This window comes from Actinocorallia aurea, from assembly GCF_054783995.1.
The window spans coordinates 1010756-1037503 of record NZ_BAAGPQ010000002.1 but is presented as its reverse complement, the minus strand read 5'-3'; the positions used below and the strand labels follow the sequence as shown (position 1 = coordinate 1037503).

The window sequence follows — 26748 nt, the reverse complement described above, 5'->3', positions numbered from 1 at the left end:
ATGGGTCCACCATGCCTGCCTGGCGTCGCGCGGCATCGGGCGGAGAGCAGCGTTCGTGCGGCGTCACCGATCACCGGGCGGACTCGTCCGGCACGGGGATCCAGGCGAAGATCGTGGTTCCCTGGCCGGGGGGTGAGTGGATGAGGAGCCTGCCGTTGAAGGCTCTGACGCGGTCGTGGAGGCCGATGAGGCCGGAGCCGGGGTGGCTGTCGGGGATGCCGCCGATGCCGTCGTCGCAGACGCGGACCTCCAGCGCGTCGGTGAGGTCGATCGTGATGGTGATGCGGGTGGCGTGGGAGTGCTTGGTCGCGTTGGTCAGCGCCTCGGCGACCAGGAAGTAGGCGTTCGATTCCAGCGCGGACGGCAATCGGCCGACGGACCGGGCGCGGACCTCGGTGGGGATGGCGCAGCGTGCGGCCAGGGCGCGGACTGCGGCGGCGAGGCCGCGCGTGGTCAGGACCGTGGGGTGGATTCCGGCGGCCAGGCTCCGTAGATCGTCGATGGCTCCCTGCGCTTCGTGGAGGGCCTGGCTGAGCAGGTCCAGGGTCGCCGCGGGAGCGTCGTTGAGCTCGGTGCGGGCGAGCTGCAGGCAGATCATCAGGTTGACCAGGCGCTGCTGGGCGCCGTCGTGCAGGTCGCGTGCGGTCTGCCGGTGGATCGCGTCGGCGCTCTCCACCAGCCGCCGCCGGGTCGCCTGGAATTCCGCGGCCCGCACGCGGGCCAGTTCACGTTCCCGCGCCGCCTGCTCGTGAGCCAGGCGTTCGGTCATGTCGACGAACGAGTAGATCGCCCCGCGGCCTATGGGCAGGTCGATGGGCGAGGACCACCAGTAGGCGGAGATGAACGATCCGTCCCGGCGCAGGAAGAATTCGCTGTCGCCGCGGACCGCCGCGCCGGTCAGGGCGGGCTTCAGCATGGGGCATTCGGACGGCGGGTACGGCGATCCGTCGGGCCGGTAGGGATGCAGGGTCTCATGGCTGGACCGGCCGCGCAGGTCGGCGCATTCGTCGTAGCCGAGGGTGGTCAGGGCTGCGGGGTTGGTGTAGAGGATCTCCCCGGCCGGGCCGACGACCCAGATGGGCTGGGGGACGCTGTTGAGAATATCGGCGAGTACCTCGTCGGCCTGTTTCATGATCGTGCCCTCCCCTTTGGCCTTGATCCCCCCGCCCGGCCGTCACGGTCCGGGACGGTGCCGCTCCGTTGCGGAACAGCGCTCTTTCGCAGACTGTGGCACCCGGCGAAGTCGTCGAGCATGAGTCGTTTGACCCATATGGGGTCGTAGGCACCTCGCGTTGTGGGGTTTCCCCCACAACGCGGCCTGGGGTCCGCCCGACTGCGCTAGAGGCGGTCGTCGGAGAGACTTGACCGGCGCACGGCCCACCCGGTCCCGAACGCATCAGGGCTGGTCACGGGCAGGCCCGGAGGGCAACGGCATACGACTTCGACTAGGATCACTGCTGATGAACGCACCGCTGCGGGTCGTCCTCGGCGATGACCATCCGATCATCCGAGAGGGCATCTCCGCGCTGCTGGGACGCCACGGGATCGAGGTCGTCGACAGCGTCGGGAACGCCGAGGAACTGATCCGCGCCGTCGAGGCCCACCACCCCGACGTGGTGATCACCGACATCCAGATGCCTCCTGACCTCACCGACGACGGGATGCGGGCCGCGCTGCGCATCCGCAGGCAGTGGCCGGGAACCGGCGTGATCGTGCTGTCGCAGTTCCTGGAGGCCGGCTACGCCCTCGACCTCGTCCAGGACGACCCGGGAGGGGTCGGCTACCTACTGAAGGAGAAAGTCGCCAGCGCCGACGTGCTCATCGACGCGGTCCACCGCGTCGCCGCAGGCGGCTCGGCCCTCGACCCCGACGTCATCGCCACTCTCGTGCAGCGCCGCCGCCACAGCGACCCGCTGGAGACCCTGACCCCCAAAGAAAGGGAGGTCCTGGCCCTGATGGCGCAGGGGCATTCCAACAGCGGCATCGCCGCCCACCTGTTCGTCACCGTCCCGGCGGTCGAGCGGCACGTCACCGGCATCTTCACCAAGCTGGGCTTGCAGCAGGCCGAGGGCGGCCAGCACCGGCGCGTCCTGGCCGTCCTGCGCTATCTCGACCAGTAACCGCATCGGCTCTACGGCACAGCTTCACCCGGCCGCCACGAGGACGGCCTGGACGAGCGGGCGTGATCCCGGGCTCCTGCTGGCGGTGCCGCTTTCAGCCGGTGAACAGGGTGAACAGGTCGGCTGAGAGAAGCTTTTCCTTGGGGACGAAGGCTCGCACTCCCGCCTGCGCGAGTTCCTCCTGCGACCACGGCATCGGTTCCGTCGAGGTCAGGACGACGCGTACGCCCTGACCGGCCTCACGCAGCGCCTGGGCGACTGCCAGGCCGTCCTGGTCAGGCAGGTTGACGTCCAGGAGCATGCCGTGCGGGTTCAGCTGCCGTGCCGCGGCCAGCCCGGACTCTGCGTCGGGCATGGCGGCGACGGCGACGCATCCGTGGCGGGCCAGCAGGGCTGTGGCCAACTGGCGGAATCTGGCGTCGTCGTCGACGATCACGACATTCACGGTCATGCGTCCCAGCATCCCGGCACCATCGACCGGCCCGCCATGGGGCCAGCCCCACGAAACACGCCCTCTATCGGCGGGCGGCGTGGTTGACCTGCCGATCCTGTGGATCTCCCCGGACCGGTGTGGGGATCTCCCCACGTCCGTGCTTGGTGTGGCCTCCATTGTCCCAGGCCATCCCGGATCGCGAAGCTTGAGGAACCGGCGCAGCCAAGTACAGGGGCCGCTACCGGGACGCCAGGGGATAACAGTCACCGGATCCCACGCCGGGGAGACGGTGGCGGCTCATCCGCCGACAGGCGGAACCACGATTCCCGCAGCGTCCCGGCAGCGCGGCTGAGACGCCCGCCGGGCCGTCGCAACCACCAACCGTCTATCGCCGATGGAGGCCGCCATGAGCATCGCGCAGCACACCCTGGGGACCGAGGGCCCTGTGGTCTCCGCCCTGGGCCTGGGCGCCATGGGCATGTCCGATCTGTACGGGCCGGCCGACCAGGAGGAGAGCCTCGCCACGCTCCGGGCCGCGCTGGACGTCGGCATCACCCTGATCGACACCGCCGACTTCTACGGGTCGGGCGCCAACGAGATGCTCATCGGCCGGGCTTTGCGGGAGCGGCGCCGTGAGGATGTGGTGCTGAGCGTCAAGTTCGGGTCGCGCCGCACCCCGGCTGGAGCGTTCCAGCCCGTGCCGTACGACGTGTCCCCGGCTGCGGTGAAGGACCGGCTGGCGTACTCGCTGCGGCGGCTGGGCACCGACTACATCGACATCTACCGGCCCGCCCGCCTGAACCCGCAGATCCCGGTGGAGGAGACCGTCGGGGCGCTGGAGGAGATGCGGCAGGCCGGGTGGATCCGGCACATCGGCCTGTCGGAGGCCGGCCCGGCCACGATCCGCCGCGCGGCCGCAGTCGCGCCGGTCTGCGACGTGCAGATCGAGTACTCGCTGATGTCCCGCGGCCTGGAACGCGAGATCATCCCGACCCTGCGGGAGCTGGGGATCGGCCTGACCGCCTATGGGGTGCTGTCGCGCGGCCTGCTCAGCGGCCACTGGACGCCCGAACGGGAGTTGAGCGGCGGCGACTTCCGCGCGCACAGTCCCCGCTTCCAGGAGGCGCATCTGCACGCCAACCTCCGCCTGGTGGACGAGCTGGGCCGCATCGCCGCCCGGCTCGGCGCCACCACGGCGCAGGTCGCCATCGCCTGGGTCGCCGCCCAGGGCGAGGACATCGTGCCGCTGGTCGGCGCCCGCCACCGGGCGCGCCTGGCCGAGGCACTCGGCGCCGCCGACCTGAAACTCACCGCCGACACACTCGCCGAGATCGAAGCGGCGATCCCCGCCGGCTCGGTGTCCGGGGAACGGTACGCCGCCCCGCTGATGGCCACGCTCGACAGCGAACGCTGACCGGCACCTCACGCTCTTCTTCCGCTTCTTCCACCAATGATCACGAGCACGCGCCTGTGCTCACTGTCAGTAAGGACACCTCTCATGACTGAAACCCGTGGACGCGTCGCCCTGGTCACCGGCGGTTCCGGCGGCATCGGCCGCGCGGTGTGCGCGCGCCTGGCCGCCGACGGCTACAGCCTCGCCGTGCACTACGCCGGCAACAAGGCCAAAGCGCAGGAGGTGGTCGACGAGGTCACCGCCCTGGGCGCCAAAGCGATCGTGGTCGGCGCCGACGTCGCCGACGAGCTGGAGATGGCGGCTGCGTTCGACGCCGTCGAGCGGGAGTTCGGCGGGATCGACGTCGTCGTCAACACCGCCGGGATCATGCTCTTGTCGCCGATCGTCGACCTGGATCTGGCCGACCTGGACCGGATGCACCGCACCAACATCCGCGGCACCTTCGTCGTCTCCCAGCTCGCCGCCCGGCGCCTGCGCGCCGGCGGCGCCCTCATCAACTTCTCCACCTCCGTCACCCGCACCCAGTTCCCGGCCTACAGCGCCTACGTCGCCAGCAAGGCCGCCGTGGAGGGCATGACCCTCATCCTCGCCCGGGAGCTGCACGGCAGGGACATCACCGTCAACGCCGTCGCCCCCGGCCCGACCGCGACCCCGCTGTTCCTCAACGGCAAGGACCAGGACGACATCGACAAGCTCGCCAGGCTCGCGCCGCTGGAGCGGCTCGGCATGCCCGTCGACATCGCCGAAGTGGTCGCCTACCTGGCCGGGCCGGCCCGCTGGGTCAACGGCCAGATCATCTTCGCCAACGGCGGCCTTGCCTGACCCCGGCCCGTACCTCGCTTCACGATCCTCACTGCACAGGAAAGAGCACTGCCATGAGCAAGATCATTCTGATCACCGGTGCGTCCAGCGGCTTCGGCGCCCTCACCGCCCGCGCCCTGGCCGACGCGGGCGACACCGTCTACGCGAGCATGCGGGAGACGACCGGCCGTAACGCACCGCAGGTGCAGGCCGTCGCCGACTACAGCGCCGAGCACGGCGCGGACCTGCGGGCGATCGAACTCGACGTCAACAGCCAGGAGTCCGTGGACGCCGCCGTCGCCCAGATCATCGGCGAGCACGGCCGGATCGACGTGCTGGTCCACAACGCCGGCCACATGGTCACCGGCCCCACCGAGGCGTTCACCCCCGAGCAGCTCGCCGAGCTGTACAACGTGAACGTGCTGTCGACCCAGCGGGTCAACCGGTCGGTCCTGCCGCACCTGCGGGCCGCGGGCAAGGGCCTGGTGGTGTGGGTGTCGAGCACCAGCGTCAAGGGCGGCACCCCGCCCTACCTCGGCCCCTACTTCGCGGCCAAGGCCGGCATGGACTCCCTGGCCGTCACCTACGCCGACGAACTCGCCCGCTGGGGGATCGAGACGACCATCGTCGTGCCCGGCTCGTTCACCAGCGGCACCAACCACTTCGCCCACTCCGGCAAGCCCCAGGACACCGCGGTCTCCGCCGCCTATGAGACCAGGTACCCGGGCCTCATGGAGCAGGTGTCCAAGAAGCTCGCCGAGCTGGCCCCGCCGGACGCCCGCGCCTCCCTGGTCTCCGAGGAGATCGCCCGCATCGTCGCCCTGCCGGTCGGCCAGCGCCCCTATCGCGTCCACATCGACCCGGCCAACGACGGGTCCGAGGAGGTCTCGAAGGTCGCCGACCGGATCCGCCGCGAGTTCCTCACCCGCGTCGGTCTCGCCGACCTGCTGACCGTCACGCCCGCCCAGTAGAAGCAGCAGGCGGGCAGGGCGGCCCGCCTGCGGCCCGGCCGTGCCCCGCCCTCCCACCCGGGGAGAGCAGGACACGGCCCGCTGCGTTTCCGCAGGTCACATAGGAGACAATAGGCACGTGATCCAGGAAGAGGCGCACCCGGCCGATCTGTTCGGACGGCGCTATGAACGCGAGATCCTGGATGACTTCGTCGCGCGGGCGCGCGTGCAGGGCGGGGCGATGGTCCTGGCGGGCGAGTCCGGCGTCGGCAAGACCGCCCTGGCCGAGCAGGTGGCGGCCGCCGCGGCCGCCTCGGGCACGACCGTGCTGTGGGCGGTCGGCTCGCAGTTCGAAGCCCAGGTCAGCTTCACCGGCCTCAACCAGGCCCTGTTTCCGCTGCTGGACGACCTGGACACCCTCGACGCCCCGCAGGGCGACGCGCTGCGGGTGGCGTTGGGGCTCGCGGCCGGCCCACCGCCCGATCGCCTCACCCTGTCCACCGCCGTGACGCTCCTGCTGCGCCACCGCGCAAAGGCCCGCCCCCTGCTGCTGATCATCGACGACCTGCAGTGGATCGACCGGGCCAGCGCGGCCGTCCTGGGCTTCGCCGCACGCCGCCTGCGCGGGAGCCAGGCCGCCCTCCTGGCCACCTACCGGACCGGCACCGAAACGTTCTTCGACCGCGCCTCACTGCCCGAGCTGGTCCTCGACCCGCTCAGCGAGAAGGACTCCGCCCTGCTCCTCCGCCACCGCTTCCCCGACCTGGAAGCGAGCGTCGAGCACCGCATCCTGGGCACCGCCGAAGGCAACCCGCTGGCCCTGCTGGAGCTGCCGCGAGCACTCACCGACGCCCAACGCGCCGCCCGGCAGCCGCTCCCTCACCCGCTCCCGCTGGGCCGCCGCCTCCAAAGCCTGTTCACCGACCGGATCCACCGCCTGCCGCCCCGCACACGCAGCCTGCTGCTGATCGCGGCCCTGGAGGGCACCGGAAACCTGTCTGTCCTCCTCGCGGCCGCGGCCGGCGGCGTCGAGGACCTCGCACCGGCCGAGCAGGACGAACTCGTCACGGTCACCAGCCTCTCCGGACGGCTCGTCTTCCGCCACCCCCTCATCCGCGCGGCCGCCGTCGAAGTGGCCACCACCGACGACCTCCGCCACGCCCACCGGGCGCTCGCCTGGGCCCTGGCCGATGACCTTGAACGCAGGGCCTGGCATCTGGGGCAGGCGAGCGTGGGCCCCGATGAGGAGGTGGCCGGGCTGCTGAGGGCCGCGGCCCACCGCGTCCTGGGGCGAGGAGACGCCCAGGAAGCCGTCGAGATGCTCTGCCGGGCCGCCGACCTCAGCACCTCACCCGCCGAGCGGGACCGGCGGCTGTCAGAGGCGGCGTGGGTCGGCGCGGAGTACTTGGGTCAGACGCAGAACGCCGTCGCCCTGCTGGACGGGATACGCCAATCCAGTCCGGCGCCACCGTCCTCCCTGCACTATGCGGCCGCCGCCGCGCTGGTGATGCTGGATGCCGGCACGCCCATCGACACCGCCCACCAGCTGCTGGTCAACGCACTGGACAGCAGCGCGCGCCTGGGCGAGCAGGACACCACCGCACGGGTGAACGCGCTGTGGGCCCTGGGCGTGGTCTGCTTCGCCGGCGGTAGGCCCGACCTGTGGCCGCCGTTCGACCACGGCGTCGACGACCTGGGCGACGACGCACCCGAGGATCTGCTGCTGGCGCGAGCCCTGTTCATCGATCCCGTCGCCAGGGGAGCGGCAGCGCTCCCCGACCTGGACGCGGCGCTCGCTACCGTCCATGAATCGACTGATCCCAACAACGTGGAGAACCTCGCGGCGTGCGCGTTCTATCTGGACCGGCTCGCCTGGGTACGTGAGCCGCTGTGGCGGACGGTACAGCAGGGCCGCTCCGACGGCGCCAGCCGCCGGCACCTGGTGGCGCTCATGGACCTGTGCGTCGAGGACTTCCACCGCGGCGCCTGGAAAGAGGCAGGCGACCTCGCCGCCGAGGGACTGGAAGTGTGCGAGAGGCTCGGCGGCTCGTTCTTCGCCTACTACATGCACTACCACCAAGCGCTGCTGGCCGCCGTCCAGGGGGAGGCGGCTCGGTGCCGGACCGTCGCCGACCAGATGATCAGCTGGGGCGGGCCGCGCGGGGTCGGCCTCGCCCAGGTGTTCGCCCGGCACGCCCTGGTCCTGAACGCGCTGGGGGAGAGCGACTGGGAGACCGCCTACCAGCAGGCGTCGGCGATCAGCCCGGCCGGCGTGTTCGTCTCCCACCTGCCGCACAGCATGTGGGTCGCCATGGACCTCGTGGACGCAGCCGTCCGCACCGGCCGCCACGAGCAGGCCGCCCTGCATGTCGAGGCGATCCGCGCCGCCGGGATCGCAGAGCTCTCACCCCGCCTGGCGATCCTGGCCGCCGCGGCGCAGGCGATGATCGCCGACGATGAGGGGGCGCCTGAGCTGTTCGAGCGGGCGCTCGGGCTGCCCACCGTGCATGAGTGGCCGTTCGACGCCGCCCGGATCCGGCTCGTGTACGGGGAGCGCCTGCGCCGTGCCCGCGCCACGACCGCCTCACGCACCCACTTGCAGCAGGCACTGACCGCGTTCGACGAACTCGGTGCCCGGCCGTGGGCGCAGCGGGCCGAGCGGGAGCTGCGGGCGGCGGGCCAGGCCGTGCATGGCGACGGCCCGACGCGGGCGGTGGCGTCCCTCACCGCGCAGGAACTCCAGATCGCGCGGATGGCGGCGGCCGGGCTGACCAACAAGGAGATCGGCGAGCAGCTGTACCTGTCGCCACGCACCGTCAGCGGCCACCTGTACCGGGTGTTCCCCAAGCTCGGAATCACCAAGCGGGCCGCGCTACGCGACGCCCTCGGCCACGACGAACAGTAGCCTGGGGCGCCTCACGGGCCCCACCGTGAGGCGCCTGGCGGGTCTCAGCCGGTGATGCGCATCAGGGTGATGTGCTGGCCGTCGAGGGTGAACGCGAAGTAGGAGGGGCCGTTGAAGCCGTCTCCGCCGACTTGGGCGGTGATGGTGGTGGTGTCGCCGGAGATGCGGGCACCGGTCACGGTGAGGCTGACGGACACGCCGATGAACTCTCCGTCGCTCCACCGGCGGATGGCCTGGCCGCCTCGGAAGACGCGCCCCCAGTCGTCGACGGCCCCCTCGGGGGTGAAGCAGGCCAGGAAGGCATCGGTGTCGCCGGCGTTGGCCGCGTCAACGGCGCGTTGGACGGGAGCGGGAAGAACGGTGCTGGTCATGAGAACTCCTGAACATCATCGAATCGGGTCATGTACGGCGCTGTGAGGACGTGTGCTGCCCCGGGCATCGGTCACGGCGCCGGGTCGGAGAGGGCCGCGGGCGCGGTGGTGGCGGTGAGCCACACCTGCACCGCCCTGCCCAGGTCGGACAACGGCTCGGGCAGCCGCGCGAGAGGCTGATCCTCGCTGCGGGCACGGTCGGCGTCCAGAAACCCCGCCAGTGTCCGCAGCATGTCCGGTGCCGCTTCACGGTCGGTGAGGGCACCGGTCATGGCCTGCTCGGCGAGCTGGTGCGCGGCGGCCGCCACGGGGTCCAGTCCGGCGGCGGCGGCGCGGATGCTCCGCCGTTCGCCTGCGGTGCGCTCGGTGACCAGCGCCAGGCGGGTGCGGGCGTAGCGGAGCCGCCACAGGTTCCCGTCCGCGCGTTCCAGCAGTTCCGCGGTCCGCCGCAGCACGGCCGCGATAGCGTGCCGCCGCTGCGCCACGGCCCAGTGGCGGGTGACGAGCTGCCCGACCGCGACGGCGCCCAGGCAGCCCAGGACGGTCTCCGCCAGCCGGTCGGCCGTCACCTCGGTGACCGAGGCCTGCGGGGCGGCCGCTGCGGTGGCGAGCAGCACCGCCAGCGGGGTGACGAACACCATCGCCAGCGCGTAGTTCCGGATGACGATCAGCTCGGTCACCCAGGTGAGCGCGGCCAGCAGCACCGCCAGCACCACCCCGTGCGGGTGCAGCGCGGCCAGCCCTCCGGCGAGCAGGCACCCGGCCGCGGTTCCCGCGCCGCGCGACAGCGCGCGGGCGTTCGCTCCCGCGGCGTGGCTGCCGCGCCCCAGGATCGCGCCCGCGGCGGCCATCGCCCAGTACGGGCGGCCGATCTGGCACAGCAGCGACACCGACCCCGCCAGGCCCACCGCGGTCGCGGCCCGCACCGCCGTCAACGGGACCGGCGATCGCGCGAACTCCACAAGCTCACCCCACGCGTCCCGAACCCGCACGGACGCGGCGACGGGCGGGCTTCGGTGATCCCGCGACCACGCCGCCGCCCCGGTCAGCACCGCGGCGCAGCCGGCGACGACCGCGACGGCGGCGGTGCGCGGCACCGTGTCTCCGGCGGGCAGGCCGGTGCCGACCGAGCACACCAGCACCGGCATCACGATCCCCGGCGGGCGGGCGTGCACCAGCGCGAAGACCGCGGTCACCAGGCAGGTGAACAGGGCGGTGCCGGCAACGGCCGGCCAGGTCTGCCCGGCCATGGAACTTCCGGCCGCCATCCCGGCGGCCAAGGCCGTGCCGGCGCCGGCGACGGCCGTCGCGTCCTGCCGGGCGGTGCCGTGCCCCCCGTACAGGGCGGCGAGCGCACCGGTCGAGGCGACCAGCCCCAGACCTGCCTGGTGGAAGGCGGTTCCGAGGAGGACCGGGACGGCGGTGCACACTCCGGCGATCGCCGCGCTGCGGTAGCGCGGAGGAGCCGGGTGCAGGGTGAACAGTTCGGAGAGGACGTCCGGCATAGCGCGGCCTTGAGGTCCGGGCGTGCGACGGCCGGCCGGAGCCGGGCCGTCGCACGCGGTCGGGAAACAGGGTCAGATCGGGTAAGTGGCGTGATGGTCGGCGAGGGTGATCCAGCGGGTCTCGGTGAAGAACTCCACACCCCAGTCGCTGCCGAAGTGCCCGAACCCGCTGTCCTTGACCCCGCCCACCGGGGCCTGCGGCTCGTCGGCGACCGAGTGGTCGTTGACGTGCACGTTCCCGTGCCGCAGCCGCCGCGCCACGGCCAGGCCACGGCCGCCGTTCTCGGTGTAGACGGCGCTGGACAGGCCGTACTCGGTGTCGTTGGCCAGGGTGACCGCCTCGTCGTCGGTGGCGACCCGGTAGATCGTGGCGACCGGCCCGAACACCTCCTCCCGGTAGATCCGCATCCCGGGAACGACACGGTCCAGGATCGTCGCCGGGTAGTAGGCACCCTGGGCGGGCCCGCCGCCCAGCAGGACACGGGCGCCCTTGGCGACGGCGTCGGCGACGAGGTCGGCGACCCGCTGCGCGGCCCGCTCGCTGATCATCGGGCCGACCAGGGTGCCCTCATCGGCCGGGTCGCCGTGCCGCAGCGTCCTGGCCTTGGCGACGAACGCGTCGACGAACGCGTCAGCGATGCCGTCCTGGACGATGACGCGGTCGACCGACAGGCAGATCTGCCCGGAGTTCAGGAACTTCGCGAACGTGATCCCGGCCGCCGCGTAGCCGAAGTCGGCGTCGTCCAGCACGACGATCGGGTTCTTGCCGCCCAGTTCCAGGATCGCGGGCTTGAGGTGATCGCCCGCCAGCCTGCCCACGATCCGGCCGACCGCCGTCGACCCCGTGAAGTTCACCCGCCGGACCCGCGGGTCGGCGATCAGCGCCTCCACCACCGCGGGCGCGTCCGCACGGTCGTTGGTGACCACGTTCACGACCCCGTCGGGCAGGCCGGCCTCTGCGAGCACGTCGGCCAGGAAGTAGCCGGAGGTGATCGGCGCGGCCTCGCTCGGACGGATGACGACCGGGTTGCCGGTGGCCAGGGCGACGGCGATCGCGCGGGTGCACAGGATCAGCGGCCCGTTCCACGGGACGAACGCCGCGACGACGCCGGCGGGCTCCCGTACCGCCAGCGACCATTCACCCGGCACGTCGCTGGCCAGCACCGACCCGGCCGGCCGGGTCGCCATGCTCGCCGCCTGCCGGATCAGATCCGCTGACATCTTGATGTTGAACCCCGCCCACGTGACGGTGCCGCCGGTCTCGGCCCGCATGATCTCCGCGAACTCCGGCGCCCTCCGCTCCATCACGGTCGCGGCCCGCTCCAGCAGCGCCCGCCGCGTGGACGGCGCCGTCGCCGCCCAGCCCGCGAACGCCTCCTGCGCGGCGTTCACCGCCACCGTCACATCCTCCGGGCCCGCCGCCGGAACCCGCACCACGACCTGCCCCGAAACGGGATTCACGGTGTCCGCGACCCGCCCCGAGGCCGCCGGGATCTCCTTCCCGCCCACCAACAGGCCACGCGAGGTGAAACTGACCGTTGCCACAGTCACGACAGACTCCCTTCAGGCCACGCAACGTGGCCGCACTCTGCGAACCGGATCACCCGCACGCCACCCGCACCAAGGCGGTGACCAGCAGCGATCGTCCGATTCCGGATAGGTCGATCCTGGCTCTCGCACGCGCCCCGACACATGGGTCAAATGACTCAGCTATGCCAGGTCCCGGTGACCCCAGCCGGGCGGCCGCCGGCGGGTCGGCGCAGGGATCTTCGCGGCCGGCCGCCTTGTGAGAGGGCGAGAACGCCCTTCGTCCATGGGTTGCGCAGCGCCGGGCTGTCCGGAGACCGCGAACGTGCACGTGCTCCGGCGCGGAATCTGGCGGATCCTCCACCAAAAGGGCTCGGCGCGGCCATGGCTCGCGCCATCCCCGCCCTCGGTCGGCATCGGATGGGGTGGCGAACCTTCCCCGGCTCGGTTCCCGCGGGCCGAAGGCGGTGGCGCCCGCGCGCGTGGTCGAGGCGGACCGTCGCCTGCTCCGCCGAGCCGGGCTGCGCCGGCCATCCCCGCCTTCCGGCGGCGGGACGCTTTGGGTCAACGGCAGGCAAGGGCCGGTTCTTAGGCTGGTCAGGAGTGGTTTGTGGGGTGTGCGGCAGCGCTGTGACCCGGAATCACGGCCCAGTCACGTGACCGATGCTCGGGCCTGTCAGGTCGGGCAACGATGGCGGTGTCCAGGAACACCAGGAAAGGACACGACCATGCCCGACAATGCGCTGACCGGAAAGACCGTGCTGGTCACGGGCGGAGCGAAGAACCTCGGCGGGGCGGTCTCCCGTGAGCTGGCCGCCGCCGGGGCGAACGTCGCCGTCCACTTCCACAGCCGGTCCGACAAGGATCTCGCGGAGGAGACCGTGGCCGCGTGCGTGGCGGCCGGCGGGGGCGCGTTCGCGATCGAGGCCGACCTGACGTCCGTGCCGGAGATCCGCCGCGTGCTCGACACCGTGGTAGACCGGTTCGGCGGGATCTACGCCACCGTCAACACCGCCGGCCTGGCCAAGGGCGCCCCGATGACCGAGGTGACCGAGGCCGAATACGACGCCCACTTCGCCGTCAACGCCAAGGCCGCGTTCTTCGTCATGGCCGAGACGGCCAAGCGGATCGACGAGGGCGGCCGGATCGTCAACTTCGTGTCGTCCCTGCTGGCCGCCTACACCGGCCGGTACTCCGTCTACGCCGGCAGCAAGGCCCCGGTGGAGCACTTCACCCGCGCCCTGTCCAAGGAACTGGCGGGCCGGAACGTATCGGTCAACAACCTGGCGCCCGGCCCGATGGAGACCTCGTTCTTCTGGGACGCCGCCGCACCCGGCGAGGAGGAGTACTCCAGCAACCAGACGCCCTACGGCCGCCTCACCAGGGTCCAGGACATCGTCCCGTGGGTGCGGTTCCTGCTCACCGACGGAGCCTGGCTGAACGGCCAGACCGTCTTCCTCAACGGCGGCTTCTCCACCCGATAGCCGCCACTCGCCAGGTGCTCGGGGCGGCCCTCGAGCACCTAGCGCCTGACCAGCCGTCAGCAGCGTGCCCCGCGGATTCCGCTGCCGCTCGAATGCACCCGCACAGGGACCGGCCTACGGCGGCCGCGCCGGTTCCCGGCCCTGCCGGTGGGCATCGGTATCCGGCTGCGGGCGGCCCTTTCGATGCTGGGGCGGAATCCGGGACGTGCAGGATCACGTGGCAGGACAATGCCGGAGTGCTCGTGCTCCTGGACGCCAACGCCGTCATCGCCGCCCCGTTCGACCGGCCGCTGTGGACGATCCTGTGCCACGGCGCCGCCGACTGGGGGATCACCGTGCTGATCCCGTGGGTATCGCTGCTGGAATCGATCGGGGAACGGCAACGCGCCGTCGACACCGACATCGCCGCGGTGGAGCGTCTGGCCGACAAGTATCCGGCGGCCGCTGAGACGCTCCATCGCTCGGCCGAGGAGCTGCGTGCGGCACGGGCCACCATCGAGGACCGGTTCGTCGCACAGGCTGCGGAGCTGGGCGTCGAGCTGATCGACCCGGTGACCGTCCCGCTGGAGATGGCCCGCCGGCAGGTCGAGCGCCGCAAACCGTGCAAGGCCAGCGGCGACGGGCTCGGCGACTTCCTCGCCCAAGAACACCACCGCGACGACCCCCAGCCCGACGCGGTGATCCCGACACCCGCCCCAGCCTCCGAACCAACCGATGAGGCAACCTGAGCGCCAGCAGCTGTACGGCAGTCTCGTTTGTCCAGCTCGGCGCAGCCGTCTGACCGTTTCCGCTTCCTGTACCGCCGCTGCGCGCTCTCCGATGATGCGCGCCGCTGGCGAGAGCACCGGCCAGCCACGGTCAGGCGGTCTTCTCCAACGGCAGGTGGCCATCATCGGGTTCGAGGGCGTGCAGCGTGGTGGGGCGGCCGTCCAGCAGGCCGGTACGGACGAAGTCGTCGCCCGCGACGGCGTGCAGCGCCCAGTTCGCCGCGACCCGGGCCCTGGCCGCGGCTGTGGGCAGGGCCAGCAGATGGTAGCCGCGGGTGACGAGCTGCGCGACGGGCCCGTTCAGCGGGATGCCGAGCGGCCGCGCGACGGCCTGCGGACCGCCCAGATCCACGACCAGGCCGAGGTCGCGGTGCCGGTAGGGGCGCAGGGGCCGGCCGCGCAGCAGAGCGGTAACGTTGACGGCGGCCGCCCGGCCCTGGCGGTGGGCGTGCTGGGCGGTGGGCGGGCAGACGGCGTCGCCGCCCGTCGCGAGGTCGGGCACCGCAGCCGCGTCACCACACGCCAGGACGCCGGGGAGGCCGGGCACGGTCAGGTCCGCGGCGACGGCGAGCCGACCCGGACCGGCCCCCAGCGTGCCGACCAGCGAGCTGGGCGCGACTCCGGCCGTCCAGATGAGCGTGCGGGTCGGCAGCCGCCGCCCGTCGGTGAGCGTGACGGACTCCGCGTCAGCGGCCGTCACGCTCGTGCCGAGCGAGATCAGCACGCCGCGGCGCCGCAGCAGCTCCTGCGCCCGATGGCCCAGGCGCTCGCCCAGCTCGGGCATGAGCCTGGGCGCCAGGTCAACCAGATGCCACTCGACGAGCTCGTCGGCCAGGCCCGGGTAGCGGCGGGCGGCCGCGGACGTCAGACGCTGGAGGTGGGCGGCCGTCTCGGTGCCCGCGTATCCGCCGCCGACCACGACGAAGCGGAGACGGGCGTCGCGCTCCGCCGGGTCGCCGGTGGCGGCGGCCAGGTCGAGCTGGGCCAGGACGTGGTCGCGCAACGCCACCGCCTCGGCCAGCGTCTTCATGCCGTGCGCCTGCGCGGACACACCGGGGATCGCGAACGCCCGCGTGACACTCCCGGCCGCCAGCACCACCACGTCATAAGGCTCCGTCGTTGCCTCCCCGGTGATCAGCCGGACGGCGACCGTCCGCGCACTCGTGTCCACCCCGGTGGCGGTGCCCGGCACGATCCGGGTCCGGCGCAGGATCCGCCGCAGCGACACCGCAACCGACTGCGGCGTCAGCACCCCCGCCGCCACCTGCGGCAACAGCGGCAGGTACAAGTCATAGTCGTGCGGCGCGATGACCGACAACTCGGCCTCGTCCGGCCGCAGCAACCGCTCCAGCCGCCACGCGCAAGCCACCCCCGCGAACCCCCCTCCCACCACGAGCACCTTCGCCCGTCCACCCGGTCCACCCATCGCCCGCTCCCTCGCCTCGGCTCCGGGACCGCTCGCCGCAGCCCTGCCGCCCAGCCTGCGTTCCGGCAGACCGGACGGGCTTCGGTCATCCGACTGAGCACCGCGACTCACCTCACGCGAACGGGATCCCTGCCAGGATGGACGCTGGTACCCGGTGATCACACGACTGCCTGTCCTCCAGGCCCCCGTGGGATGGCCCTGGGATCAGAGCAGCAGCTGTTCCCAACAGCCAGGGCCAGCCCATCCCACCGACCGCACACTGTCGCCGCGCCCGCAGTCCGCGCAACTGCCCAGGAGGGGCAGCCGCATCCGGACTCGCCCCAACCCGCGACCCACCCGGAAAATGATCATCGATAGTTTCCGTCGTTTTCAGAGGGGCTGGGTAACTTCAGAGGCCGTTGAGGTCTGGCGATGTCGGTTCCGCTTCTGAGCTGCGGTGATCACTTCATCCGTGAGCGGCCTCCGCCAGGAGGTCGGCCAGTGCGGCGGGCCGGGACCACATGGGCCAATGTCCGGTCGGCAGGTCGAGGTAATGGACGTCGGCCAAGTCCGCCAGCGGGGCGAACATGCCGACCTCCGACCCCACCATTTCGCGCACGGTAGTGCTGGGGAACGAGCAGCACACGAGGGTCGCAGGCACCTGATGGCGTGCGGGGTCGGACAACCGGACCGGCTCACGGAGCGGTCCGGCGGGGTGCGGGATCGCCCGGTCCTGGAAACGCCGCAACGCCTCCTCGCCCAACCCGTCGAGGCTCACTCCGGCGGCTGCCAACTGCGCCGTCGGGGGGAGCGGCACCTCCAAGGTCTCCGGGTCGAGTTCCGGCCGGGCGACGGCCCCGTCCGAGACGGGGCCGCTGTCCACGTACACGACCCGCCGCACCATTCCCGGAACCTCGTCCAGCGCGGCCGTCGCGAGCATTCCCGCGCCACTGTGCGCGACCAGCACCACGGGTTCCCCGGCGGCGCGGATCGCCGTGACGACCGCCGCGATGTGATCGGCCAGGCGAATGCCGGCGCGCGGCGTCGCGGGCGAGTCCAACCCCGGCAACGTGACCGCCTGCGCCGGAACGCCGTCCCCGGACAAGTGATCGGACACCTCATCCCACGCCCAGCCGCCCAGCCACAGACCGGGCACGAGGATCAGTGGGGACACGTTCTTCTCGCTCATGGAGTCCATCGAACACCGGCAGGATGACACCCCTATGTCACCATTCAACGCATGAATCGCACAGACCGCCTCTACGCCATACGTGAGGAACTGCGTCGTGTGGGGTCGGCCGGGCGAACCGCGGCCTGGTTGGCGAACGAGTTCGAGGTCAGCGTCCGCACGATCAAACGGGACATCTCCACCCTGCAACATGGCGGCTTCCCCGTGTGGGCCAGGCCCGGCCCCTCCGGGGGGTACGTCGTCGACGCCTCGGCCACCCTGCCGCCGGTCAACATCACCGCCGCCGAAGCCTCGGCCCTCGCCGCCGCGCTGGTCGTCTGCCGGGGTCAGCCGTTCGCACGTCACGGCAGGGCGGCATTGACGAAGCTGCTGGCGGTCATGGATGAGCGCACCCGCCTCCAGACCGAGCGCCTCGCGGGCCGCATCTGGGTCGACGACGCCGATCGACTCGACGCGTCGGCGGTGCTCGGCCCCGTCGAGCAGGCCCTCCAGCAGCGCCGTGTCCTCGCGTTGGGCTACCGCGACACGAACGAGAACCTGACCTCGCGCAGGGTAGACCCGCAGCTGCTCGCCTGCGCTGAGGGACGCTGGTATCTCGTCGCCCACTGCCGCCTCCGCGACGGCCTCCGCTGGTTCCGGCTCGACCGCATCCGGTACGCGGCCCTCACCGCCGACACCGCGTCCGACATCCCCATCGAAGACATCGGCCCACCCCCACCGACCGCGCGCCCTGTCACCCCCCGCCCGTAGGACCGGCTCGTCCGCCGCCGCCGGGTCGCCGACGGGTTCGGTCAGCGGGTGAGGTGGAGGGGGAGGTGGCGGAGGCCGGTGTGTTTGTTGCTGCGGGTGTAGGTGGGTGGGGCGGTGGGGGTGAGGGTGGAGGTGCGGGTGAGGAGGGAGGTGAGGAGGGCGTGGAGTTCCAGGCGGGCCAGGGGGGCGCCCAGGCAGAAGTGGGGGCCGCGGCCGAAGGCGAGGTGGGGGTTGGGGGTGCGGGTGATGTCGAAGGTGTGCGGATCGGGGAAGACGGAAGGGTCGCGGTTGGCTGACGCCCACCAGAGGGTCACCTTGTCTCCGGGGGAGATCGCGGCGCCGCCCAGCGTGGTCTCGCGGGTCGCGGTACGGCGGTTGTAGGGGGTCGTGGAGGTCCAGCGGAGGATCTCCTCGATGGCGGAGGGCAGGAGGGAGGGGTCGGCCTTGAGGGCGTGCCAGGCGGACGGGTGGTCGATGAGGGCCTGGACGCCGAGGGCGAAGGTGTTGCGGGTGGTCTCGCTGCCCGCCGCGATGAGCAGGTGGAACAGCATCTGCTGCTCCAGTTCCGTCAGGGGCGCGCCGTCGACGCTGCCGTGGACGGCCGCGGACAGCAGGTCGTCGCCCGGTTCGGCGCGTTTGCGGGCGAGGAGTTCCGTGCTGTAGGCGGACATCTCCGCGGCCGCGGCGCGGGTGCGCTCGGTGGACTCGCCGAGGTCGCGGTCGGTGTGGTCGAGGGTCGCGTTCGCCCAGGCGAGGAGCCGGTGGCGGTCCTCCTGCGGGACGCCGAGAAGGTGGGCGACGGCCTGTAGCGGAAGCTCCGCGGCGACGTCCACGACGAGATCGCACGCGCCCTTCTCCACGGCCGCCTCGACGACGCTGTCCGCCCGCGCCAGGAGGTCCTCCCTGAGCACCCGCAAGGCCCGCGCGGAGAGACCCGGCGTGAGCAGCCGCCGGAACCGCGCGTGCCGGGACCCGTCCATCATGTTGAGCAGCACCCCCGCCGCGAACCCCGCCGGCAGATCCTCGATCAACGTCCCGCCCCCGCCCCGCCCCCCACCCCCCTCGGACGAGAACACCTTTGGCCCGCTCGCGGCGGCCAGCACGTCGGCGTACCGGGAGACGACCCAGAACCCCTCCCCGTCCGGCGTGTGCCCCGTGGCCTCATGCCACACGACGGGCCCGCCCCGCAGCTCATCGAACACCCCGTGCGGAAACCCACTCGCGAACAGATCGAGATCCGTCAGATCCATCCCGCGACCCTCACACAAGCAACCGCTCGGTTCAAGCCGCTGCGGCGCCCACGGGTCCTGGCACGCTCCTGCGGGACCGCTCCCGTGTTCCCGAGCAGTGCGTGTGCGTCCTTCGGCACGGCGGTTCTGTCACTCGTGGCCGAACAGGTGGGTGTTGAGGCCCGGGGGCCGGGTCGTCTCCTCGGGGGCGGAGGCCGTGTAGTAGTTCATGACCGCGGTGACGCGGAGGCCGGGGGCGTGGAGAGCGCGGGCGTAGTGGGGGTTGCGGCGGCCGTCGAAGAAGACGAGGCGGCCTGCCCTGGGGTTCAGGGCGGTGCAGTTCCGGTCGATTCCGGCGGGTCCGCGGGCGTCGGCGTCGTGGGCGATCGCGAACTCGCCTCCGGTGCCCGGCGGGTGGGCGGTGCAGAACAGCAGGCCGGTCAGCGGGTTGGAGTCGACGTGGCACTCGAAGCGCATGTCCGGTGAGGACATGACGTTGAGCACCACGCGGTAGCGCGGGTCCCGCGCGGCCTGGACGGGTTCGCCCGCGATCTCCTCGGCGAGGCCGCGGAAGGCCCCGCGGTACAGCTCCAGCAGCCAGGGCAGGTCCCGCTCCACGGCGTCGGCCCGCACCCTGCCGCGGTGGACGCCTCCTTCGAAGGACGGACTCTCCCGGGTGAGGTGCGGGGTGAGGGGGTAGCGGCGGATGTCCGCGGAGCGGGTGGCGAGGCCGGTCATCTGGGTCGCCCAGCCGTCGGGGAGGAGCCCGATGACGTCGACGTCGGTCCAGGGGAGGCGGGGTCGGGGTTCGTCCTCGTGCATGGCTTCCTCCTTGGGAGGCCGGTTCAGGCGGTGTGGAGGGCGGTGCGGGCGGCGCCGACGGAGGGGCGGGGCTCGGGGACGCGCAGCCAGGCGTGGTGCGGCGCCATGTCCGGGCCTATCGCGGTGATCTCCTCATGGTCGTCGGGATCGACGAGGGTCGCGCTGCGCAGATCCTGGTAGTACCGGTCCGACAGCAGGTGCATGTACTCGCCGGGGGCGCCCACGGTGAGCAGTGCGAGCAGGACGTCGATGCTCTGGCCGAAGACGCCGAGGCCGTCGAAGTGGACGCGGCCGAAGTGCTGGGCCACCCGCACCTCCATCTGGGCGTCCTCGCTCGCGAAGCGTGCGCCGCCCCGGTGGTTGAAGGCGCGGACGCGGCTGCGCACCCCCGTGGCGAACACGTCGTACACGACGGGGCTGGGCACCCCGGTGGGGAGCAGGAAGAGCAGGACGTCGCCGCGGTCGCGTAGGAAGGCCCGGTCGTGGACGTCGAAGGGGAGGCCGCTGTCCGCGAACGCCGCGGCGAGGATGGTTCGGAGCCGGGCGCGGACGCCGCGGGTCGTCTGGTCGTCGCCGGCCCGGATGCCGGGCGAGGTGCAGGAGAGCGCCGCCAGCTGGAGGTAGTCGCTCTCCGGCTCCGGGATCAGGGGGTGCGGCGGGACGGCTGCGACTCCTTGGACTCCGTCGGCGCTCATACGGCATCGGCCCTTCACTGCACCTCCGGAAGGTCCCCGCCGGAGGGGTCAACCGCCCCGAACATTCGTGATGTCAAGTTGTACCTACATCTGAATGTTCTTGTTGCCTGACCAAGCGGTGGTCAAACCTCGCATACCAATAACAGACAAAGTCCCCGTGCACCTATGAACAGATCATTGTGAGGACCCGATTACCCGGGGTGCGCCCCGGGGTCCTCGGGCCCCGGGGCGGCCGGCTAGTGCTTCCGCCAGTCCCGGGCGTGCTCCGCGACGAGGTCGTCGCCGACCGGGGTGAAGTGCTCGGAGTCGGGCCAGGACAGATAAGGCTCCACGGACCTCTCCAGCAGCACGCCTGAAGGCCACTCCTCCTTGGTGAGCGCGGGGACGGGGGCGCCGGTCTCGTCGGTGTCCACGAAGTCGAAGTGGATGTCCCGGTAGTAGGCGTGCAGCCCGGGGTTGTCGCTCCAGACGTCGATGCGGATCCGCCCGGCGCCCAGGTAGGCGGCGCCGGCCCAGTGGATGAGGTGGCTGCCGAGCTTCCGTCCGGCGATGGACCGGTCGACCACGAGGCGGTGCAGGTACACCGCGTCAGCGGGATCGTCCTTCCACAGGAGTCCGTTGCGGCACCGGGTGATCGACACCGTCGCCACGAGCGCCGCCCCGTCTCCGGTGACGACGAAGGTCTTGCCCAGCTTCAGGCCGTCCCGGATGCGGAGCGCCCTGCCCTCCTCATCCGGCCAGGGCCGCGCCCACTGGTCGGTGCCCATCGTGCGCAGCCACGCCGCCCTGCGGTCGATGAGCTCGATGATGGCCGGGATGTCCTGCTCCGTCGCAGAACGGATGATCAATTCGTCGTGGGTCATGGCTCCGTCGCACATGCCTGAGCCGCGCGGAACGGTTCCGCGCGGCCGGGGTGAACTGGACCACGGACCGCCTCGGGGGCGGTTCGATCCGCAAAAAAGGGGGGTCCTTCCGGTCAGGACGAGCCCTCGTCGGCCTCCGGAAGGAGATCCTGGGGTTGGCCCGGAACGTCTCCCACGTCGAGGAACAGCTGGTTGCGGTCCGCGGGATAGACGGTGTTCGTCACGCGGATCGGGTTCTTGTCCTGGTCGTAGGCGAAGCGGTCGTGGACGATCACCACGCTGCCCGTCTCGCGCAGGTTGAAGAAGTTCATCTCGTTGTTGTCCGGCACCCGCGCGGTGATGCGGTCGCGGTAGGAGGACTGGACGACGCCGAGGGTCTCGTTCAGGTAGGCGATGACGCCCTCTTCGATGTCCTCGGCGTCGAGGAGGCGGTCGGCCCCGTCGGCGAACCTCATCGGGTAGAAGGACGTCTGGAGCGACCAGGGCCGGTAGTCGTCGAGGCGGCGCTCCTGGTGGCGCACGACGACGCGGCCGCCCACCGGAAGGCCGAGCGCCTTGGCGATCTTCGGGTCGGCCCGCACGATCTCGACCCGCGGCGGCGTCTGGTACGACCTGCGGTCCTGGAGGTTCGCCTCGAACGAGTACTGCTGGCCCTCTCCACCGCCCTTGGCCGAGTCCTCGACGACGTGGACCGAGGCGATCGTGATCGCGAGCGGCACCACCTCCTTGAGGACGAACGTGCCCCGTCCCCGGGACGTCGCGACGAGGCCGCGGCTGACGAGGATCTTCATCGCCTCGCGGATGGTGTTGCGCGAGGCCCCCTCGTACTCGTCCATCAGCTGAGTCTCGGTCGGAAGCTGGGTGCCCTCGGGGAATTCGCCGTCGGTGATGCGCTGCGCGAGCTTCTCCGCGATCTCCCGATAGCGCGGAACGGCCAAGGGGGGCCTCCTTACCTCTACCTCTGAAAAGTATGTATCCAGCGAACGGGTCGGCCAAGCGGGGATGTACCCGTCATCTCATCTGCCACATAAGGAATTGTTCCGTTTTGCGGTTTGACGAGGCGAGGTCCGGGTTATCTAGTTGTTGGTACCACTCGGACGACTGGACCAGAACGCCCAAGGTACCACTTGAATCATGGTCAGGTGCGGAAGATCCGGTAACGGGAACGACCTCTGCACAGGGCGATCGGTTCAAGTTCCACCGCAGTTCACACCCCTGGTCGAACCGAAAGGAGCGGTGATGCTCACCGCCACCTACCTCGTCGCCTTCCTCGGTCTCGTCGCGTTCTTGTTCCTCCTGGCCCGCCTGGGAGGCGCCTTCTGGGCCACTACCTCCTTCCGCGGAAGGGCGCGTGCCCGCAGCACCGGAGAATCGAGGCCGAAGCGCGGCCTCGTGTACTACGACTCGTCCGCCGAAGCCGATCTCGTCCGAGTGGAGGAGCATGCTGCCTGAGTGCCGGAAGACGTTCCTGATGTTCCGGTGACTACTCACCCGGGCTGAAATGGTCCGTCAGTACTTTCTGTAACAATAGTGACCGGGCGCTTCCCTGGTCCTCCCGGCAAAACACCGGTGAACTTCCGCCGATGCCGGTGAGTGCCAGTGTCTGGGGTGTACAGAAGTCCTTTTTCGTGGCAATAATTGTCGTGAAGTCTGTCGAAAGGGATATTCCGTGCATCCTCTTCTGGTAGAGCACCCGGACGGCTGGGTCAACCTTTCCGCGCCCCATGCCATCCTCGTGATCTTGGAATTGCAGCGCCGTGGCTACGTGGTGGAGCGGGCCCATGTGGACCCTTGCGGACCGCGGGACTACACGATCGTCTTCCGCGACAAGGTGTCGTCGCAGCTCTACGCCCTCGTGTGGGACGAGGAGAGCGGCGTTCGGCACGGGTTTTTCCTGTCCGGGCGGCAGGGTGAGCTGACCCGGCTCGCGAACGTGGTCCATCTCGGCGGGAGCGTGCTGCCCTCGCCCGCCGATGTGGTGGATCGCATGGAGAGCGGGGTCTCGGAGCCGTACCGCAGGTTCCGCTCCCACACCGACCTCGGAAGCGGTTTCGACGACCTCCTGCGCGCCGTGCCCAGGGTCTTCGTCGCCGCGTCCCGTCCGCTGCTCCGTCCCTTCTCCGCCCAAGCCGCCTAGCCGAGTCCGAGCAGGTGGTCGATGGCCGCGGTCAGCGTCGATCGCAGGCCGTCAGGCTCCGGGGTCTTCCGGAGCGCGCCCTCCGCGATGCTTCTGCCGAGGAGGAGCAGGAGGTCCTTGGCGATGTCCTCCGCGGTCGGTTCGGCGAAGTCGGGGGCGGCGCCGGCGGGTCTGGCGAGGCGGATCCAGGCGGTGCAGAAGGTCTCCTTCAGGGAGACCGTGACGGGGCGGAACGAGGCGGGGTCCAGGCGCTTGGCGTACTGCACCACATCCTCGTAGAGGTGGGCGGCGACGATCAGGGACAGCTCACCGGGACGGTCGCCGATCTCCCGTTTGAAGGACGGGGCGTCCAGCAGGCGGAACAGGTGGATGACGGGCCCGCCGATCACGCCGCGCCCGTCCAGGTGGACGTATCCGTCGTTGACCGCCATGCGCAGCCTGAGCCGGAACGGGTCGGCCAGCACATGGTTGTAGAACGCCAGCCTCCTCCGGAGGATCTCCGCGAGGTCGTCGAGGACGGTCTCGACGTCGGTGTCCTCGGGTGCGATGACGAAGATCCCGTCGCCCCGGTCCTCGACGTGGCATCGCGGCCAGGGCAGGCCGGTCTCCTCGCACGCCGTCTCGACGATCGAGTACATCGCCTCCCGCAGTTCGCGGTGGACGTCGGGGTCGCGGTGGCGGCTGAAGGAGACGGCGTCCACGGCGAACATCGTGCGGTGCAGCCGTGTGCCGGGGGAGTGGGGCAATGGGCCACCTGCCTTACGGGTCGCGAGGATCGCCGGGCCGTGTGGGCCCGACCGGTCGGCCGGTCTACAGGCGCGGGGCCGGGCCGGGTGGGCGGCCCAAGGGCACTGTCTTGAGGAGTGAGACGCAGCGGCGTCCCGATTCGCCCCCAGAAACCAGTGATCGAAGGGTATGGCGCTGTTCGTCGGGTCGGCGGCTCGGGAGCGGGGCTCGACGCGCGGTCTGAGTAGTCGGGTGTGGGGGAGGGTATGAGGTGGTTCGGGGTGGTTTTAGTGAAGGCTGTTACTTGGCAGGGGCGGCGGGATGTCAGGGTGGGTGAGGTGGCCGATCCTGCGGTCAAGGAACCTAATGACATCGTCGTCAAGGTGACGTCCACGGCGATCTGCGGGTCTGATCTGCATCTCTACGAGTTGTTCGGGCCCTTCATGGACGAGGGGGACGTGCTCGGGCACGAGGCGATGGGGATCGTGGAGGAGGTCGGGGCCGACATCCGGCATCTGAAGCCGGGGGACCGGGTGGTGATCCCGTTCAACATCGCGTGCGGGTCGTGTTTCATGTGCGACCGGCAGCTGTTCGCGCAGTGCGAGACCACGCAGGTCCGCGAGTACGGGTCGGGGGCCGCGCTGTTCGGCTACACGAAGCTGTACGGCCAGGTTCCCGGCGGGCAGGCGGAGTACCTGAGGGTGCCGCAGGCCCAGTTCGGGCCGATCAAGGTGCCGCACGAGGGGCCGGACGAGCGGTTCCTGTTCCTGTCCGACGTCCTGCCGACGGCCTGGCAGGCCGTCGAGTACGCAGAGGTCCCCGACGGGGGCAGCGTCGCCGTCATCGGGCTCGGCCCGATCGGCCAGATGTGCGCGCGGATCGCGATGCACCGCGGCTACCGGGTGATCGGGATCGACCTCGTCGAGGACCGGCTGGAGGAGGCCCGCAGGCACGGCGCGGAGGTGATCGACGGTGCTCTCGACGTGGTCGGGGCGGTCCGCGACATCACCGACGGGCGCGGTCCCGACTCCGTCATCGACGCGGTGGGCATGGAGGCGCACGGCTCGTTCTTCGGGTCGATGGCGCAGACCGTCACCGCGCACATGCCCGACCGGCTCGCCGCCGCCGTCATGACCCGGGCCGGGCTCGACCGGCTCGCCGCCCTGCACCAGGCCGTCGAGTTGGTGCAGCGCGGCGGGACGGTGTCGGTGTCGGGCGTCTACGGCGGGATGGCCGACCCGATGCCGATGCTGCGCATGTTCGACAAGGGCGTGACGCTGCGGATGGGCCAGGCGAACGTGAAGCGCTGGATCCCCGACCTCATGCCGCTCTGCCTCGACGAGTCCGACCCGCTCCGGGTCCGCGACCTCGCGACGCACCGCTTCCCGCTGTCCCAGGCGGCGCTGGCCTACGACATGTTCCAGAAGAAGGAGGACGGCGCGATCAAGGTCGTGCTCGACCCGCAGGCCTAGACGAGGTCCGCTCTCCTACGCCGGTGCGGCGGCGGGTTCCGCGGCGGCTTCGGGGGGAGTCGCGAGGGCCGCCGCCAGCGCGAACAGGCCCGCGACGGTGAAGGCGACGCCGTAGGAGGTCGCGGCGACCAGCGCGCCGACGATCCCGGGGGTCAGTGCCGAGACCAGGTTCTGGCCGGTGTTCTGCACGCCCATCACCCGGCCCGCCCAGGACATGCCGGCCAGTTCCGACACCGCGGTGAAGGCGAGCCCGTTGCCGCTCATCGCCACGGCGGTGGCCAGGATGATGAGCGGGGTGCCGGCGGGGGTGGCGATCCCGGCGGCCAGCAACAGCATGACCGCGGCGTTGCCGATGGCGAGCCGCCGCATCGGCCGCAGTCTGCTCCCGGCCAGGTCCGACCACCGTCCGCAGGCCAGCCTGCCGAGGGCGCCGAGGATCTGCGCGCCGGACACCAGCGAGCCCGCGGCGGCCGGGTGCCAGCCGCGCTCGGTGATGAGGTAGGCCAGCGCGAACGCCGAGGTGGCGAACTGGGGCACGACCAGCAGCATGCTCGCGCCGTGCACCCGCCACAGCGCCGCCAGGCGGTAGGGCGAGGAGGTCCGGACGCCCGGCGCGGCGGCGCCGGGGCGTGGTGGGTCGACCACGAGCAGGCCGACCAGCAGGCCGGTGGCCAGGCACAGCACGGCCATGGCGAGCAGGGCTTCGCGGATGGTCGGGAACACCCCGGTCAGCGGTCCCGCGAGGGCCACGCCGAGGGGCAGCGCGGTCTGCCGCAGGCCCATCGCGACGCCGCGCTGCTCCTTGGGGAACCAGCCCAGCACGACCCGTCCGCTGGAGGCGTTGACGGACGCGCCCGCGGCGCCCGCGAGCACGGCGCACGTGCCCAGCAGCAGCGGGTCCCGCGCGAAGGCCGCGCCGAGCAGCAGCGCGCCGGTCAGCAGGAGGCCCGACGTCATGGCCAGGCGTTCGCCGAACCGGTCGGCGATCCAGCCCCACAGGACGAGGGTGGCCAGCATGCCGAGGCTGGGCGCGCCGACGAGGAAGCCGGCCTGGGACAGGGAGAGGCCGTGCTCGCGCTGGAAGGCGGGGAGCAGGAAGGGGAGTCCGTACATGAAGACGCAGGCCGCGCCGTTGGCCGCCATGCCCAGGCTGAGCATGGCCCACCTGTTGGGGGTTCGCATG

The 26748-nt window shown here is 71.3% G+C and carries 25 protein-coding genes; 11 read left to right on the top strand and 14 right to left on the bottom strand.

Annotation, left to right across the window (positions count from 1 at the left end; all coding sequences use genetic code 11):
* Nucleotides 1–70 precede the first annotated feature (70 nt).
* Nucleotides 71–1132: a PAS domain-containing sensor histidine kinase gene (locus ACYVOM_RS04985; protein ID WP_460302011.1), complete on the bottom strand. Its 1062-nt coding sequence runs from the start codon at nt 1130–1132 to the stop codon at nt 71–73.
* Between the two features lie 328 nt (nt 1133–1460).
* On the opposite strand from ACYVOM_RS04985, the gene ACYVOM_RS04980 reads away from it, so the two are divergent.
* Nucleotides 1461–2120 carry a response regulator transcription factor gene (locus ACYVOM_RS04980; RefSeq protein WP_460302010.1) on the top strand — a complete coding sequence of 220 codons (660 nt, stop codon included), beginning with the start codon at nt 1461–1463 and terminating at the stop codon, nt 2118–2120.
* Between the two features lie 94 nt (nt 2121–2214).
* On the opposite strand, the gene ACYVOM_RS04975 is transcribed toward ACYVOM_RS04980, so the two are convergent.
* Nucleotides 2215–2571: a response regulator gene (locus tag ACYVOM_RS04975; RefSeq protein ID WP_460302009.1), complete on the bottom strand. Its 357-nt coding sequence runs from the start codon at nt 2569–2571 to the stop codon at nt 2215–2217.
* Nucleotides 2572–2959: 388 nt separating this feature from the next.
* Between ACYVOM_RS04975 and ACYVOM_RS04970 the strand changes: the two genes are divergently transcribed.
* The 4 genes from ACYVOM_RS04970 (at nt 2960) to ACYVOM_RS04955 (ending at nt 8623) form a co-directional block, all read left to right on the top strand.
* Entirely contained in the window at nt 2960–3967 is a 1008-nt protein-coding gene (locus ACYVOM_RS04970; RefSeq protein WP_460302008.1) for an aldo/keto reductase, read from the top strand.
* An 84-nt stretch (nt 3968–4051) separates the two neighbouring features.
* Nucleotides 4052–4789, top strand: a complete 738-nt coding sequence (locus ACYVOM_RS04965) for an SDR family oxidoreductase (protein ID WP_460302007.1) — start codon at nt 4052–4054, stop codon at nt 4787–4789.
* 53 nt (nt 4790–4842) lie between these two features.
* Nucleotides 4843–5739 carry an SDR family oxidoreductase gene (locus ACYVOM_RS04960; protein WP_460302006.1) on the top strand — a complete coding sequence of 299 codons (897 nt, stop codon included), beginning with the start codon at nt 4843–4845 and terminating at the stop codon, nt 5737–5739.
* Between the two features lie 118 nt (nt 5740–5857).
* Nucleotides 5858–8623 carry a helix-turn-helix transcriptional regulator gene (locus ACYVOM_RS04955; protein WP_460302005.1) on the top strand — a complete coding sequence of 922 codons (2766 nt, stop codon included), beginning with the start codon at nt 5858–5860 and terminating at the stop codon, nt 8621–8623.
* 44 nt (nt 8624–8667) lie between these two features.
* Here ACYVOM_RS04955 and ACYVOM_RS04950 read toward each other — a convergent pair whose 3' ends face one another.
* The 3 genes from ACYVOM_RS04950 to ACYVOM_RS04940 all read right to left on the bottom strand — a co-directional run bounded on the left by ACYVOM_RS04950 (nt 8668) and on the right by ACYVOM_RS04940 (nt 12050).
* On the bottom strand, nt 8668–8994 hold the full coding sequence (locus ACYVOM_RS04950; protein WP_460302004.1) for a nuclear transport factor 2 family protein: 327 nt from the start codon (nt 8992–8994) through the stop codon (nt 8668–8670).
* A 71-nt stretch (nt 8995–9065) separates the two neighbouring features.
* Nucleotides 9066–10499: an FUSC family protein gene (locus tag ACYVOM_RS04945; RefSeq protein WP_460302003.1), complete on the bottom strand. Its 1434-nt coding sequence runs from the start codon at nt 10497–10499 to the stop codon at nt 9066–9068.
* 72 nt (nt 10500–10571) lie between these two features.
* Complete coding sequence (locus ACYVOM_RS04940) at nt 10572–12050, bottom strand: aldehyde dehydrogenase family protein (RefSeq protein WP_460302002.1); 1479 nt, start codon at nt 12048–12050, stop codon at nt 10572–10574.
* Between the two features lie 704 nt (nt 12051–12754).
* On the opposite strand from ACYVOM_RS04940, the gene ACYVOM_RS04935 reads away from it, so the two are divergent.
* Both ACYVOM_RS04935 and ACYVOM_RS04930 read left to right on the top strand, forming a co-directional pair.
* The gene (locus ACYVOM_RS04935; protein WP_460302001.1) at nt 12755–13510 is read left to right on the top strand and encodes an SDR family oxidoreductase; all 756 of its coding nucleotides are present in this window, start codon (nt 12755–12757) and stop codon (nt 13508–13510) included.
* Nucleotides 13511–13746: 236 nt separating this feature from the next.
* Complete coding sequence (locus ACYVOM_RS04930; protein ID WP_460302000.1) at nt 13747–14238, top strand: hypothetical protein; 492 nt, start codon at nt 13747–13749, stop codon at nt 14236–14238.
* Nucleotides 14239–14368: 130 nt separating this feature from the next.
* Here the strand turns inward: ACYVOM_RS04930 and ACYVOM_RS04925 are convergent, their stop codons facing one another.
* Nucleotides 14369–15703, bottom strand: coding sequence for an NAD(P)/FAD-dependent oxidoreductase (locus ACYVOM_RS04925; protein ID WP_460301999.1), 1335 nt, complete (start codon nt 15701–15703; stop codon nt 14369–14371).
* 445 nt (nt 15704–16148) lie between these two features.
* The gene (locus ACYVOM_RS04920; RefSeq protein WP_460301998.1) at nt 16149–16871 is read right to left on the bottom strand and encodes an alpha/beta fold hydrolase; all 723 of its coding nucleotides are present in this window, start codon (nt 16869–16871) and stop codon (nt 16149–16151) included.
* Nucleotides 16872–16922: 51 nt separating this feature from the next.
* Between ACYVOM_RS04920 and ACYVOM_RS04915 the strand changes: the two genes are divergently transcribed.
* Nucleotides 16923–17621: a helix-turn-helix transcriptional regulator gene (locus ACYVOM_RS04915; protein ID WP_460301997.1), complete on the top strand. Its 699-nt coding sequence runs from the start codon at nt 16923–16925 to the stop codon at nt 17619–17621.
* A 41-nt stretch (nt 17622–17662) separates the two neighbouring features.
* On the opposite strand, the gene ACYVOM_RS04910 is transcribed toward ACYVOM_RS04915, so the two are convergent.
* From ACYVOM_RS04910 to ACYVOM_RS04890, 5 genes are all read right to left on the bottom strand, one after another.
* Nucleotides 17663–18871 (bottom strand): cytochrome P450, encoded by a 1209-nt coding sequence (locus ACYVOM_RS04910; protein WP_460301996.1) that lies wholly within the window; start codon nt 18869–18871, stop codon nt 17663–17665.
* A 129-nt stretch (nt 18872–19000) separates the two neighbouring features.
* The gene (locus tag ACYVOM_RS04905) at nt 19001–19672 is read right to left on the bottom strand and encodes a hypothetical protein (protein ID WP_460301995.1); all 672 of its coding nucleotides are present in this window, start codon (nt 19670–19672) and stop codon (nt 19001–19003) included.
* A 23-nt stretch (nt 19673–19695) separates the two neighbouring features.
* The gene (locus tag ACYVOM_RS04900) at nt 19696–20367 is read right to left on the bottom strand and encodes a hypothetical protein (RefSeq protein WP_460301994.1); all 672 of its coding nucleotides are present in this window, start codon (nt 20365–20367) and stop codon (nt 19696–19698) included.
* Between the two features lie 236 nt (nt 20368–20603).
* The gene (locus tag ACYVOM_RS04895; RefSeq protein WP_460301993.1) at nt 20604–21230 is read right to left on the bottom strand and encodes a GNAT family N-acetyltransferase; all 627 of its coding nucleotides are present in this window, start codon (nt 21228–21230) and stop codon (nt 20604–20606) included.
* A gap of 113 nt (nt 21231–21343) precedes the next feature.
* Entirely contained in the window at nt 21344–22168 is an 825-nt protein-coding gene (locus ACYVOM_RS04890) for a GntR family transcriptional regulator (protein WP_460301992.1), read from the bottom strand.
* A 301-nt stretch (nt 22169–22469) separates the two neighbouring features.
* Here ACYVOM_RS04890 and ACYVOM_RS04885 point away from each other — a divergent pair, with 301 nt between their 5' ends.
* Together ACYVOM_RS04885 and ACYVOM_RS04880 are read left to right on the top strand one after the other, a co-directional pair.
* Nucleotides 22470–22682 (top strand): hypothetical protein, encoded by a 213-nt coding sequence (locus ACYVOM_RS04885; protein ID WP_460301991.1) that lies wholly within the window; start codon nt 22470–22472, stop codon nt 22680–22682.
* A gap of 289 nt (nt 22683–22971) precedes the next feature.
* A complete protein-coding gene (locus ACYVOM_RS04880; RefSeq protein WP_460301990.1) occupies nt 22972–23367 on the top strand; it encodes a DUF6292 family protein in 396 nt (131 codons plus the stop codon).
* On the opposite strand, the gene ACYVOM_RS04875 is transcribed toward ACYVOM_RS04880, so the two are convergent.
* Entirely contained in the window at nt 23364–24113 is a 750-nt protein-coding gene (locus tag ACYVOM_RS04875) for a hypothetical protein (protein WP_460301989.1), read from the bottom strand. The two genes, ACYVOM_RS04880 and ACYVOM_RS04875, sit on opposite strands and share 4 nt — an antisense overlap.
* Before the next feature lie 270 nt (nt 24114–24383).
* On the opposite strand from ACYVOM_RS04875, the gene ACYVOM_RS04870 reads away from it, so the two are divergent.
* On the top strand, nt 24384–25565 hold the full coding sequence (locus ACYVOM_RS04870) for a zinc-dependent alcohol dehydrogenase (protein WP_460301988.1): 1182 nt from the start codon (nt 24384–24386) through the stop codon (nt 25563–25565).
* A 15-nt stretch (nt 25566–25580) separates the two neighbouring features.
* On the opposite strand, the gene ACYVOM_RS04865 is transcribed toward ACYVOM_RS04870, so the two are convergent.
* A complete protein-coding gene (locus ACYVOM_RS04865) occupies nt 25581–26747 on the bottom strand; it encodes an MFS transporter (protein ID WP_460301987.1) in 1167 nt (388 codons plus the stop codon).
* Nucleotide 26748 lies beyond the last annotated feature (1 nt).